General features: G+C 65.1%; 11 protein-coding genes. 7 read left to right on the plus strand and 4 right to left on the minus strand.

Annotated elements, in window-relative coordinates:
- Positions 1-44: 44 nt before the first annotated feature.
- Complete coding sequence (locus JQ591_RS26680; RefSeq protein WP_211398987.1) at positions 45-1,259, minus strand: hypothetical protein; 1,215 nt, start codon at positions 1,257-1,259, stop codon at positions 45-47.
- A gap of 71 nt (positions 1,260-1,330) precedes the next feature.
- Positions 1,331-1,960: an NUDIX hydrolase gene (locus JQ591_RS26685; RefSeq protein ID WP_433995219.1), complete on the minus strand. Its 630-nt coding sequence runs from the start codon at positions 1,958-1,960 to the stop codon at positions 1,331-1,333.
- Positions 1,961-2,025: 65 nt separating this feature from the next.
- Here JQ591_RS26685 and JQ591_RS26690 point away from each other — a divergent pair, with 65 nt between their 5' ends.
- From JQ591_RS26690 to JQ591_RS26710, 5 genes are all read left to right on the plus strand, one after another.
- Positions 2,026-2,451, plus strand: coding sequence for a PaaI family thioesterase (locus tag JQ591_RS26690; protein WP_211398989.1), 426 nt, complete (start codon positions 2,026-2,028; stop codon positions 2,449-2,451).
- 239 nt (positions 2,452-2,690) lie between these two features.
- Positions 2,691-3,713: an aldo/keto reductase gene (locus JQ591_RS26695; RefSeq protein ID WP_211398990.1), complete on the plus strand. Its 1,023-nt coding sequence runs from the start codon at positions 2,691-2,693 to the stop codon at positions 3,711-3,713.
- Between the two features lie 13 nt (positions 3,714-3,726).
- The gene (locus tag JQ591_RS26700) at positions 3,727-5,040 is read left to right on the plus strand and encodes a tetratricopeptide repeat protein (RefSeq protein ID WP_211398991.1); all 1,314 of its coding nucleotides are present in this window, start codon (positions 3,727-3,729) and stop codon (positions 5,038-5,040) included.
- Positions 5,041-5,237: 197 nt separating this feature from the next.
- Entirely contained in the window at positions 5,238-5,828 is a 591-nt protein-coding gene (locus JQ591_RS26705) for a hypothetical protein (protein ID WP_211398992.1), read from the plus strand.
- A 161-nt stretch (positions 5,829-5,989) separates the two neighbouring features.
- Positions 5,990-7,849, plus strand: coding sequence for a sensor histidine kinase (locus JQ591_RS26710; RefSeq protein WP_211398993.1), 1,860 nt, complete (start codon positions 5,990-5,992; stop codon positions 7,847-7,849).
- Between the two features lie 106 nt (positions 7,850-7,955).
- Here the strand turns inward: JQ591_RS26710 and JQ591_RS26715 are convergent, their stop codons facing one another.
- Entirely contained in the window at positions 7,956-9,515 is a 1,560-nt protein-coding gene (locus JQ591_RS26715; protein WP_211398994.1) for an oleate hydratase, read from the minus strand.
- Positions 9,516-9,701: 186 nt separating this feature from the next.
- The gene (locus tag JQ591_RS26720) at positions 9,702-11,510 is read right to left on the minus strand and encodes an AMP-dependent synthetase/ligase (RefSeq protein WP_211398995.1); all 1,809 of its coding nucleotides are present in this window, start codon (positions 11,508-11,510) and stop codon (positions 9,702-9,704) included.
- 112 nt (positions 11,511-11,622) lie between these two features.
- On the opposite strand from JQ591_RS26720, the gene JQ591_RS26725 reads away from it, so the two are divergent.
- A complete protein-coding gene (locus tag JQ591_RS26725; protein ID WP_211398996.1) occupies positions 11,623-11,970 on the plus strand; it encodes a DUF3088 domain-containing protein in 348 nt (115 codons plus the stop codon).
- Between the two features lie 128 nt (positions 11,971-12,098).
- A complete protein-coding gene (locus JQ591_RS26730) occupies positions 12,099-12,668 on the plus strand; it encodes a cysteine hydrolase family protein (protein ID WP_211398997.1) in 570 nt (189 codons plus the stop codon).
- Positions 12,669-12,680 lie beyond the last annotated feature (12 nt).

Below are 12,680 nucleotides of genomic sequence, written 5' to 3' on the forward strand. Positions count from 1 at the left end.
AGATCACGCGGTATGGGTCCCGGCGTTCGCCGGGACGACAGCTTTTAAAACGCCGCCGCCAGCTCCCGCGCGCCGGCGTTGTTGCTGTTGCTGTCCATCCTCGTATCCGTCACCGCCAGCAGCTTCGCCACCGTGTTGTGGCGGATCGCGACCGGATTGCGCTCGTAGCCGCCGCGCTGGAAGAAGTTCGAGGTCGGCACCTGCTCGCGCATCGCCTGCGGCATCGTCACCATGTCGAGGCCGGTGCCGTCGCCGGTGAGGTTCATCATCTCGAGCTCGGCCGCGCTGAGCGGGCGGCTGTACCCCTTGGTGCGCGCGAACAGCACCGAGGTGAGCAGCTTGTGGGTCTGCAGCATCGGGCCGACATCGATGTCGAGCACCATGGCATGCATGGCCCAGCCCTGCGCGGTATTGCCGATCTTCTCGTGCTCCGACCAGGTGTCGGGCACCGACTTGGCATGCGCCACCATTTTCTTCAGAATGGTGAGCTTGTGCTCGAGCGTCTGGCGCGCCGGGCCTGAGGTCCGCGCGACCTTGTCAGAGAGCGCACGGATGAATTCATGGCCTTGCTCGGCCAGCAGCTCGACGCTGTTGGTCGTCAGCAGCTGGTTGTAGCCCATCGCGGTCGAAATGGCGCGCTTGCCGCCATGCTCGATTCCCGCCTGCACGTCGTAACTTCCGGTGCCGCCGGTCTCGAACGCATAGACCCGCACCGCCTGCTCGCGCGTCAGCCCCGAGGCCAGCGCGTAGCGTGCATAGACGCGCTTGAATTCGACTTCACTGGACGGCCGCTGCGGCGTGAACTGGTAGAGTTCCTGCGCCGCGCGCAGCAGATCGGCGACCACGGGTATCGGCTTTTTGGTCGGACGGTCCGGGGTTTCCTCCGGCTCCGGATTCACCGGCCGCTTCGGCCCGTTATAGAGCGGCGGATGCTCCAGCACGTAATCGTCGAGCGTGATCTGCTGGCCGCTGCGCCGCTTCGCGTTGCGACCTTTCCGCTTCTCGGAGATCTGGCTCCAATAGACGCCGGCCTCCTCGTCGAAGGCCGCGCGCGCGGCCTGATACTCTTGCAGCTTGCGGCGATATTCGAGCACCGCAGGCGAGGCCCCACCTTGCGCAAAAAACTGCGACAACAGCTGGGCGTTGGCGTTGCTGACCGCCGGCGGCAGCGCGTCGGATTCGCCACCGCGCGCGGCGGGCGCGAGCAGGACGAGCGCGAGTGGAACCAGCCTCACGGCATTTCGAATCGATCGATGCATGCCGCCCTCTTAGCAGGCATCCGGTAACTGTCACGTTAACGCGCCGTTTACCTCTTTTTTTGCCTCTTGCATCACTTCCAGGCGAATACCGGCTGTTCCAGCTCGGTGACGCGGGTGTGCCGTCCTGCCAGCACTTCGCGGAACTGGTAGATCAGAGCCGCCGTCGGTGCGTGGATCAAGCTCGACTGATGATGGAAGCGGATCACACGGCGCGTGCTCTCGGGGATCGCGACGAAATCGAAGGCGTCGGCGCGCTCGACCGTCGCAAGCGCGATGCGATGGACGGAGGCGACCTCGTCCGGGTTTGGTTTGATCGCGGCACTGTCGGCGGCCCAGACCACGACCGGCGTGATCAGATAGCCGGAGCGGGTCGGATAATCGTCGAGCGTGCCGAGCACCTCCGCGCCGGTGAGACGGAGGCCGAGCTCCTCGTCGAGCTCGCGCAGCGCCGCCTCGACCGGCGTCTCGCCGGCATCGCAGCGTCCGCCGGGCAAGGCCCATTGACCGCGATGAGCGCGCAGATGCGATGCGCGCAGCGTGAGCAGCAACGCCGTGTCATCGCCGTCGCTGGCCGCGGTCAGCGCAACCGCCACCGCGGCACGCTTCAACGCCGCCGGCGCTTCGTCCTCCGGCAGCCGCGTGAAGGCCGCGCAGGCGGCCGCGATATTCCGCCGTGTGGCATCGTCGAACGGTCTCATGATGCTTGACTACACCACGTCCGGCCCTGATGAAATGAGATCGCAAGACCTGCTCAGGAATGGACGACATGACCAACAAGACAGCCGCAAGGCTGAAAGCAGACGGCTGGACCATCCTGGAGACGACGGGCTTCATGCACCTGATCGGTCCGCTGTGGGAGCGCAAGGTCGACGGCCATTACGAATTCGCACTTGCGACCGAGGACAAGCACCACAATCGCCGCGGCATGGTCCAGGGCGGCGTGATGATGACGTTCGCGGACCGTACCTGCGGCATGACTGCCCGCTACGTCTCCGGCAAGGAGTTCATGGCGACGGTGCAGCTCGACACCCATTTCGTCGAAGCCGGCCAGATCGGCGACATCCTGATTTCCCGCCCGCGCGTGGTGCGCTCGACGCGCAGCCTCGTCTTCATGAGCACCGAGGTCAGCGTGGACGACCGCTGCGTGGTGATGGCAAATGGTGTGTTCAAGATTTTGAAGGGGCCGGCGTAGCGGTGCTGCCTTCCCTGCGCTCCACACATTCCGCTGTCGTCCCGGCGAAGGCCGGGACCCATACTCCCAGGGAGAGGTTGTAGCGCGAAGTTGGTAACTCTGAATCTTCGCCAAAGCACATCCTGTGGTTATGGGTCCCGGCCTTCGCCGGGACGACGCTGAGGAGATTGCTTCGCTGCGCTCGCAATGACGGAGTTAGCTGGATATGCTGGTCGCTCCAGCAAAGCAGAGGACAGCCCATGCAATATCGCCCACTCGGCCGCAGCGGCCTGAAAGTGTCGCCGATCTGTTTGGGCACCATGATGTTCGGCGGGCCGACCGACGAAGCCGCCTCAAAGCGCATCATCGCGAAAGCACGCGAGGCCGGCATCAATTTCATCGACACGGCGGATGCCTATTCGAAGGGTGCATCCGAAGAGGTCGTCGGCCGCGCCATCGCCGGCAACCGTAACGCCTGGGTGCTCGCCACGAAACTGGCGAACCCCATGAACAATGACATGGTCGAGGATCCCAACCGTGTCGGCCTGTCGCGGCGCTGGGTGTTGCAGGCGGCGGACGAGAGCCTGAAGCGGCTCGGCACCGATCACATCGACATCTATTATCTGCACAAGGAAGACCACGCGACGCCGCTCGAGGAGACGGTGCGCGCGATGGGCGACCTGATCCGCGCCGGCAAGGTGCGCTATTTCGGCGTCTCGAACTACCGCGCCTGGCGCGTCGCCGAAATCTGCAACATCTGCGACCGGCTCGGCATCGACCGGCCCGCGGTGAGCCAGCCCTATTACAACGCCATGAACCGCATGCCCGAAGTCGAGCACTTTCCGGCCTGCTCCCATTACGGTCTCGGTATCGTGCCTTACAGCCCGCTGGCGCGCGGCGTGCTGACAGGCAAATACAAGCCCGACGCGGCTCCTGACAAGGAGACGCGCGCGGGCCGCAATGACACCCGCATGATGCAGACCGAATGGCGGCCAGAATCGCTTCAACTGGCGCAGGAGATCAAGACCCACGCCGAGAAAAAGGGCATCACCGCCGGCCAATTCGCGGTCGCCTGGGTGCTGAACTCCGCCTTTGTCTCCTCGATCGTTGCCGGCCCGCGCACCGAGGAGCAATGGGACGGCTACACCGGCGCGCTCGACTATCGCTTCACCGCAGAGGACGAGGCGCTGATCGACAGGCTGGTCGTGCCGGGTCATCCCTCGACGCCGGGCTACAACGACCCGGCCTATCCGATCGAAGGACGTCGCGCGCGGTCGGCCTGAGACGGAGACAAGAATGGCCTTCGAAGATCGCTACGGCCTGCCGATCTCCACCTCTTCGCCCGAGGCGGCATCCGCTTATCGCGAGGGTGTCGACCTCATGCTCGCGGGCTGGACCGGCACGGCGGAAACGCTGGAGCGCGCGATTGCGGCCGATCCGGATTTCGCGCTGCCCCATATCGCCCGCGCCCGCGTGCATGCCTTCTATCAGCAAGGCGATCTGGCACGGCAGAAGGCGGCACTCGCGCGCGAGCTGGTTGCGAAACACGGCACGGAACGCGAGCGTTCGCATGTCGAGACGCTGGCGCTCGCAATCGAGGGCCGGCTGCCCGAAGCGATCGCGGCGACGATGAAGCACGTCGAGGCTTGGCCGCGCGATGCACTGGTGCTGTCGCTGCCGCTCGGCGCCTTCGGTCTGTTCGCGTTCTCCGGCATGGCCGATCACGACCGCGCGCGGCAGGAGCTGTGCGAGCGCGTCGCGCATCACTATGGCGAGGATTGGTGGTTCCTCACCATGTACGGCTGGGCGATGACCGAGAACGGCAACGTCAGTCGCGGCCGCGGCGTCACCGAGCGCGGCTTCGATCTGCGCCGGAAGAATGCCCACGCCGCGCACGCCGTGCTGCATGCGATGTTCGAGGACGGCTCGATCGAGGCGGCCGACCGGCTCGTCGACGACTGGATCCCCTCATACGACCGCGCCGGAATTTTGCACGGCCACATTCGCTGGCATCAGGCGCTCGGCGCGCTGGAGCACGGCGATGCCGCGCGGGCGCTCGCGATCTATGCCGATGTGCTGCAGCCAAAGGCGACACAGGCGCCGCCGCTCAATGTCATCACCGACGGCGCGTCACTGCTCTGGCGCCTGTCGGCTTACGGCCACGCCGTGCCGAGAGCGCTCTGGGTCGAAGGCGATGCCACCGCGCAAAAGCTGTTTCCGAAATCGAGCCTGCCCTTCGCCGACGTCCACATGGCGCTGTTCGCGGCCGCAACGCAAAATCGCGAGGCGCTCGCCGCGCGGCTTGCCGTGATCGAGCAACGGCTCGCCGATGGCAAGCTGCCGGCCGGTCCCGTGGTGCCGGCGGTCTGCCGCGCGCTGGCAGCCTTTGCGGACGAGGATTACGCGGCTTGCGCGCAAATGCTCGCGCCGGTTCTCGGCGAGGTCGTGCGCGTTGGCGGCAGCCACGCCCAGCGCGAGTTGATCGAGGACACCTTTATTGTCGCCCTGATGCGCAGCGGCGAACTGCCCCGCGCCCGCGCCCTGCTCGATGCCCGCCTGCACCGCCGCCCATCCTTGCGCGACGCGCGCTGGCAGGCGGCAATGGGGTAGCTCCGCCACGAAAAAAACACCGGCCTGACGGCAAGTGCCGGCCGGGAATGGGTTGGGCGATATGGACGAATCGCCGTTGGGGTGGCGCGGTGGTATTCCAGACGGATTCGGCAGGACAAACGGGATCGCAACCAATTTGCGGTTCGATGGTTATCAGACGGAACTTTTCCGTGGTTCCCTGGCATGTGAGCCTTCCGATGAGCCTCTGCCGCCCCATCCTCGCTGCCGCCCTCGTCGCCACTTTCGTCCCCTTGGCAAGCCCTTGTTTTGCCGAGTCTTCCGCGCCGATTCCCGTCAACAATCCGCCCGGGCAGCAGACCGCCTTTATCGACCTGCTGGCGCTGATGTCCGGCCACTGCAAGACGTTGAAGGTCGCCGGCCGCACCTTCGCCTGCAAGACCGTGGCTTACGCACACGGCGACAGAGGCCGGGTCAATTTCGCCGTCGCGGTCGACGATCCCTCCGATGACAATCACGTCGTGTCGTTCTCCGGCGAGAACGGCAAGCGCGCCGACGACAATTCCTACGAGCTGCCGATTGACCGCATGCTGCTCAACTCCAAGGACCGCCCCAAGGTCGACGGTCTGCCGGTGCCGGCCGAGCAGACCTCTACCGGCCTCTGCCGCCAGACCGGCAATTTCGCCGCCAAGAAGGTGACTGACGTCACCTGCTCTGCCACCGACAGCGAGGGCCGCCGCTACGAACTGCTGTTCGTTTCCGACGGCACGCCCGTGAGCGTGCGTCGCATCAGGCAGTCGGCGCCGTCGATCCAGGATCCGTTCAAGTAACGGTCCTTCTTTACCGCTCAACATTCGGCCGAGGCGAACCGCCGCCTGCGCGGCGTAGCCGGACCATATCCTTTCGTTGAAACTGTCGAACCGGCAGGTATGCTCGGATGCGTCCTCCTTGAGGCGCCGGTTGCAAATACAGGCGAGGCATAGTGTCCGGCATGCGGATGATCATCGCGATCAAGCGGATCCTGATCATCTGCCTGTTCGCAAGCCTGGCGCCTAAATGCGCTGCGGCCGACGGTCCGGGGCAACGCTCGATCCTGGTCCTGGAAGATGCCGACTTTCGTTCGCCGTTCTATTCCGAGATTTTTGCCGGTATCCGCACCGCCGCGAAGGAAAGTAGCCAGATCCATACCGTGATCTACGGCGAAAGCCTCGATCTCGCCCGTTTCCCGGGACCGGACTACGAGGAGAGCCTAGTCGGTCATCTCAAGACCAAATACGCACACCGGTCGATCGACGTCATCGTCTCGATCGGCGTCGCATCGGCGAAATTCCTTCAGGGGCACAAGCGCGACATCTGGCCCGCCGCACCTGTGGTTTACGGCTTCGTGCCCGATCTGCCCGAGACGCGCGCGCTGTTCCTGCCCGGCACGACCGCGATCTTTGCCAAGGTGTCGCCGGCGCAATTGCTGACCGCCGCACGCGCGGTCGTTTCCGACCTGACTGGCGTCGTCCTCGTGGGCGATGCATGGAAAAATCCTCTGATATACGGCCACTGGAAGCAGGAATTCACGGCCGCGATGCCAGATCTCGAGGTTATCGATCTGTCCGACATGGTGATGCGGGAGGTGCGCGAACGGGTCCGGTCCCTGCCCCCGCGCACTGCAATCCTGACCTCGGCAATGTATTCCGACGGCGAGGGCACCTACTATTTGCCGGCCTCGGCGCTTGCGCGCGTCGCCGAGCACGCGAACCGCCCGATCATCATCACCTCCGATACATTTCTCGGGCGGACGGGAGTTGGCGGCTTCCTGCTGCTGCCCGAAGCCATCGGACGGGAAGCCGGCCAAGTGGCGATGCGGATTCTCGGCGGCGAAGCGCCGTCGAGCATCCCGCCCGTTGCCGGGGACAACGTGAAGCCGATCTTCGACTGGCGACAGCTCAAGCTCTGGAATGTGGACGAAGCCCAGCTACCCCCGGGCAGCGAGGTGCGTTTCCGAGAACCGAGTTTCTGGGAGCAGTATTACGGGCGCGTCATGATCAGTGCAGCCGTGGTGCTGGCGCAGGCGATGTTGATCATCATCCTCCTGCACGAGCGCAGGCTGAGATTTCTGGCGGAGGTCGAGGTCCGCCAGCGCATGGCGGAGCTTGCCCACATGAATCGTCGCGCGACCGCGGGCGAGATGTCTGCCTCGATCGCACACGAGCTGAGCCAGCCGCTCGCCGCCATTCTGATCAATGCTGAGACAGCCGGGCAGGTGTTGCAGACTCCGGCTCCTGACCTCGGCGTCATCAGGGATATACTGGATCACATTCGCCGCGACGATCTGCGCGCAAGCGAGGTTGTCGTTCGGCTGCGCTCGTTTCTGAAGAGAACTCCCACGGAGCGGCGCGAGCTCGACCTCAATGCGACGGTCGGCGAGGTGTTTCGGTTCCTTTCCGTCCAGGCCCGGACCCACGACGTCGCGCTCGCCACGGACCCATCGTCCTCGGATATTCGCGTGAAAGCCGACAAGGTGCAGCTCCAGCAGGCTATCCTGAACCTGGTCATGAATGCCATCGATGCGGTGGTCGACCTCCCGGAGGATCGGCGACGCATCGTCGGTCGAACCAGCCTCGCGAACGACAATCAGGCCATGATCTCCATTGCGGATGACGGCGACGGCATCTCCACAGACAGGGTAGCCGAAATCTTCAAGCCGTTTTTCACGACCAAGACGCAGGGCATGGGCATCGGCCTCTCGATCACGCGCACGATCATCGAGGCACATGGCGGGCGCATCTGGGCCGAGAACGGGCCGACAGGAGGCGCAGTCTTTCATATCAGCCTGCCGCTGGCAGCGGCACGATCGTAAGTCGAGGCCGGCTGCCGTCAGGCGTCAGCCATCAAGTATGATGGTCACCATGCTTCGGGAGCACCATGACGCGATCGCCGTTTCTGCTGCGTCCTGGCTCCATCCGTCACGTGAACGCCTTTTCCAGCGTCGCGCAGATCACCGCGAGCGATTTGTCGTGCCGCGTCACCGGCGGCACCGGGCGATCGATCTTCATCAGCTGATAGACCGCCATCTGCGCCGCGCGCACCGAATATTCGACGGTGAACACGACGTCATCGGGGATTTCGACGAACTGGCTGACGAAGGCGAGATTGACGGAATTCCTGGGCACCGGCAGCGGCCGGTCGGTCGCCGTGCGCGGCATGAACATGCTGGTGATGTAGGGCATGCGGCAGGGAACGCAGACCGCTTCCTCGAAGACGCCAGGGTCGAAATTCAGGTGGCCGCAAAGCTCCTTGAGGATGTCGGCGCCGCCGCAATCGGACATCGGCTTGGCCACGAAATTGCCGACGCGGTCGGGATGCAGCGCGTAGCCCCAGAACACCTGCACGTTCTTCGGCTGTCCGGCGAAATGCGGCTGGTGATACAGCACCACCGACATCAACCAGTTGGAATCCCTGAACGTGACGAGGCCGCCGGTGCCGGCCTTGTTGCCGGAGAACGCCTCCATACTGTCGAAGAAGCGCGGATCGCGGCAGGTGGCAGTGAAGGACAGCCAATAGGATTCCGGGATCGACGCGTTGAACGCGGACGGCCTGCCGAATTCGGGACGTCCCTTCGCGATTTGCTCCCACAGCGCCCAGCCCTGGCTGTCGGACTTGGTCAGGCGCGGAGCCGGCTCGGTCATCGAGCCCAAGCTCGAGGCGTCCGTCATCGAGCCGTTCTGAAAGAACACGAGGTCGCCGTCCTCGAGCTGGACATTGGCGTTGCGGCCGTCGCGGTCGAGCACGAGCTGGCGCACCCGCAAGCGTCCGTCCTCGCGCTCGATCGCCATGTCGGTGACGGCGGTGCCGCGCACGAATTGCACGCCCTGCCCCTTGAGCCAGTCGGCGAGCGGCCGCACGATCGCGTCATACTGGTTGTAGACGGTGCGTTTGACGCCGGCGAGCGTCTCGATGCGCGGGAATTCGTTCATGAAGCGGTGCAGATAGCGCTTCAACTCGACCGCGCTGTGCCAGGGCTGAAAGGCGAAAGTGGTCTGCCACATGTACCAGAAATTGGATTCGAAGAATTTGGGCGACAGCCAGTCGGTGATTCGGCTATTGCCGAGCGTCTCCTCCGAGGCCTCCGTGAGCCGCAGCAGCTCGAGCCGGTCGCGCGCGGAAAATCCCATATGCGAGACGTCGAGCTTGAAGCGGTTGCGATCGACCAGCCGCGCTCGCGAATGCGCGGGGTTCTCGATGTTGAACGCGACGGTTTCCTCGCGCACGCTGAGGCCGGGACGTTCGAGCGAGGGAATGCTCGACAGCAGGTCCCAGGTGCATTCGTAGTGATCGGTCGTGAGCATGCGCCCGCCGCGTAGCGAATAAGCGCCGTTCGCGAGCAGCGCGCCGTCGAGGCTGCCGCCGACCAGCGGCTGCGCCTCGTAGATCACGATGTCCCGCCCCGGCAGCTGCGCGTCACGAACGAGGAACGCCGCGCCCGCAAGCGATCCAATGCCGCCACCGATGAAATACGCCTTCATGTCCTGCCTCGATCTGCAATTCGACTTTTCGCGGCGACATTGCCTGCGGAGGCGGCGATCGAAGTTGCGCTGGATCAAGCGCGGCAGACGCAGCGTTCAAGAGGACGTGAGCACAGCGCCCTCTCCTGTTCCGTTCTTGTCGGTGCTTGTCCGTTCTTGGGGGAGAGGCCAGGGGGAGAGGCCAGGTCACGATGCCGCCGGCTTCTTCGCATAGATCTGCTCAATCTCGGCGACGAAACGGCGTTCTAACGCTGGGCGCTTGTTCTTTAGCGTCGGCGTAAGCAGTCCCGCGGCGATGGTCCAGGGCTCCAGCGTCCACCACACCGCGCGCGGCGTGGCGTAGGACGGATAGGCCTTCACGGCGGCTGCGATCCGCGCGAGCAGCGCGGCGCGCTCTGCCGCATCGCCTTGCTTGCCGCTCGCTGCGAGCCTCTCCTTCTCCTGCCCCCAGGCTTTTGCGTTGAGCACGACCAGCGCAGTGAGGAACGGCCGCTGCTCGCCGACCACCAGCGTCTGCTCGAACAGCGGATCGGCGAGGATCGCGGTCTCCAGATCCACCGGCGCGATCTTCTCGCCGGTGGACGTCACAAGGATGTCCTTGATGCGGCCCGTGATGGTGATCCGCCCGTCCTCGATTCGGGCCTGGTCGCCGGTGTGCAGCCAGCCGTCCGGTTCCTTGACACGGCGCGTCTCCTCGGGCTTGCGCCAGTAGCCAAGCATGACGCTGGGGCCGCGCACCAGCAACTCGTCGTTCTCACCCAGCCTGACCTCGATGCCGTCGAGGACGTGGCCGACCGAATGCGGATCGTTGTCCTCGATGGTGTTGACGGAGACCACCGGCGAGGTCTCGGTCATGCCGTAGCCCTGGAGGACGTCGAGTCCGAGCGACAGGAACAGGCGGATGACAGGCTCGGCGATCGGCGCGCCGCCGGACACCGCGACGCGCAGGCGGCCGCCGAGTTGCGCCAGCACCTTGTCGGCAACGAGCCGCTTGAGCAGCGGCCAGGCCAGCCGGTCGGCGAGGGACAGCCCGCCGCGCCCCTGCCGCGCATCGAAGCGGCGGCGGCCGACCGCCAGCGTGAGGTCGAGCAGCACGCGTTCGACGGCGCCGGCTGATACGCGATGCTGCATGATCAGCGCGTAGACGCGCTCGTAGATCCGCGGCACCGAGATCAGCACCGTCGGACGCACATGCCTCAAATCCTCGGAGAGTTGCGGCACCGAGCGCGCATAGGCAACGCAGGCCCCGGCCGCGATCGGATAGTAGTAGCCGCCGGTACGCTCGAAGGTGTGCGAGAGCGGCAGGAACGACAGGAACACATCGTGCGGCGCCGCCGCGATCCGCTGCGCGATCGCCTTCACATTGGCGACGATGTTGTCATGCGACAGCATCACGCCTTTCGGCCGTCCCGTCGTGCCCGACGTATAGACGATGGCGGCAAGATCGTCCGGCTCGATCGCGACATCGGGCAGCGCGGCCGCGCCGGGAGCATCTGCGAGCCAGCGGTCGAGCATGACGATGCGGGCATCGGCGGGCACCGGCCCGGACGAATCCGCGCAGACGATGCGCTTGACGTGGTCGAGCGGCTGGCCGACGGCTGCGATCGACTGCCAGCGCTCCAGCGTATCGACGAACAGCAGCAGCGCGCCGGAATCGGCGAGGATGTAGGCGATGCTGTCGGGATTGTCGACGGCATGCATCGGCACCGGCACCAGGCCCCGCGACAGCGCCGCCTGGTCCATCGCGATATGCGGAATGCCGTTCGGCATCAGGATCGCGACGCGCTCGCCTGGCGCGAAATCCTCAGCCGCCAGCGCCCGGCGCCACAGTTCGAATTCCGCGTCGATCTCCTGCCAGGACTGGCTGACCCAGCGGCCTGCATCCACATCGAAATGACAATAGGCCGCGCCCGCCGGCGTCGCGCTGACGCGCCAGCGCAGCAGCTCCGGCAGCGTCCTCACCCCGTCGAGCGGTTGACTTATCGGCCCCGGCATGGCGTCCTTTCGCAACTTGATCGATGCTCCCTCAATCTGGGGCCTCGACACTAGTCCAGCCAGTCCTTGCCACTTTGATCCGAAGCAAGGCGGCCATGCCCCGGAACAGTCCATGACGCGCGACCGCCTGTTTCTGCTGCGTCCCGGTTTCGAGGACCCGGCCTTTCCGGGCCGCCGTTTCTATTGCTGGCATTGCGCGCTGATCGAGGGCGTGCTGGTCTCGTTTCCGCAGCTCGCCGACAAGCTCGACGTCGAGCGCATCCCGTGGCCGCGCCCGCGGCAGGCCGTGATCGCACTGGCCGGCGAGGAGAACCAGTCATTGCCGCTGCTCGTGCTGGCGGTTGGAGCGACCTCGCCGCACCAGACCGTCAGCCATCAGGGCCGCGCGTTCATTGCCGACAAGGACGCAATGCTGGCCGCACTCTCCGAACGCCACGGCTTTCCCGATCCGCATCCGTGAGCGGGAGAGCGTCCGGGGCACGAGAGCCGTCGCGAAACGAGGGAAGATTGACATTGCGTGTTGTCGCTATCGCCTCGCATAGTCGGCGCAGCAAGCAAGTCTGCAAGAAAGTCTGAAAGCCGCTCCTCATGCCCCACCCCCTTCCCGCCCTCATCGTCGTCGACGTCCAGGGTGCGTTCGACGAGTGGGAGGCGGCGGGCAAGCGGCGCAACAACCCGGATGCAGTAGCACGTATTGCCGATCTCCTGACGGCGTTCAGAACGAGCGGCGCGCCGATCTTCCACATTCGTCATGAGGGCACCAAGCCGTCCTCCTCGTTTCTGCCGACGGGCTCCGGCTACGCCGTCAAGGATGAGGCGCGCGAGCAGCCGGGCGAGATCGTGATCGTCAAGCGCGTCAACAGCGCCTTCATCGGCACCGATCTGGAAAAGCACTTGCGCGCAGGCAATATCCGCACGCTCGTCATCTGCGGCGCCACCACCAATCATTGCGTCGAGACGACGACGCGGATGGCCGGCAATCTCGGCTTCGACGCGCAGCTGGTGCGCGATGCGACCTGGACGTTCGAGCGGGTCGGGCCGGATGGCGACAAGCATTCTGCCGAAGAGATCCATGCGATGACGCTGTCGAATCTCAACGGCGAATTCGCACGCATCGTCACCACCGATGACGTGATTGCGTCATTCGCGGCAGAGTGATGGCAGAGTTGC

It is taken from the genome of Bradyrhizobium canariense (genome assembly GCF_018130465.1).
Lineage (GTDB): Bacteria > Pseudomonadota > Alphaproteobacteria > Rhizobiales > Xanthobacteraceae > Bradyrhizobium > Bradyrhizobium canariense_C.

Excerpts from the sequence above, each read along its gene's own strand:
- JQ591_RS26730 (WP_211398997.1), top strand. The coding sequence starts at position 12,099 with ATGCCCCACCCCCTTCCCGCCCTCATCGTCGTCGACGTCCAGGGTGCG.
- JQ591_RS26725 (WP_211398996.1), top strand. The coding sequence starts at position 11,623 with ATGACGCGCGACCGCCTGTTTCTGCTGCGTCCCGGTTTCGAGGACCCG.
- JQ591_RS26710 (WP_211398993.1), top strand. The coding sequence starts at position 5,990 with ATGCGGATGATCATCGCGATCAAGCGGATCCTGATCATCTGCCTGTTC.
- JQ591_RS26695 (WP_211398990.1), top strand. The coding sequence starts at position 2,691 with ATGCAATATCGCCCACTCGGCCGCAGCGGCCTGAAAGTGTCGCCGATC.
- JQ591_RS26680 (WP_211398987.1), bottom strand. The coding sequence starts at position 1,259 with ATGCATCGATCGATTCGAAATGCCGTGAGGCTGGTTCCACTCGCGCTC.
- JQ591_RS26700 (WP_211398991.1), top strand. The coding sequence starts at position 3,727 with ATGGCCTTCGAAGATCGCTACGGCCTGCCGATCTCCACCTCTTCGCCC.
- JQ591_RS26720 (WP_211398995.1), bottom strand. The coding sequence starts at position 11,510 with ATGCCGGGGCCGATAAGTCAACCGCTCGACGGGGTGAGGACGCTGCCG.
- JQ591_RS26690 (WP_211398989.1), top strand. The coding sequence starts at position 2,026 with ATGACCAACAAGACAGCCGCAAGGCTGAAAGCAGACGGCTGGACCATC.
- JQ591_RS26705 (WP_211398992.1), top strand. The coding sequence starts at position 5,238 with ATGAGCCTCTGCCGCCCCATCCTCGCTGCCGCCCTCGTCGCCACTTTC.
- JQ591_RS26715 (WP_211398994.1), bottom strand. The coding sequence starts at position 9,515 with ATGAAGGCGTATTTCATCGGTGGCGGCATTGGATCGCTTGCGGGCGCG.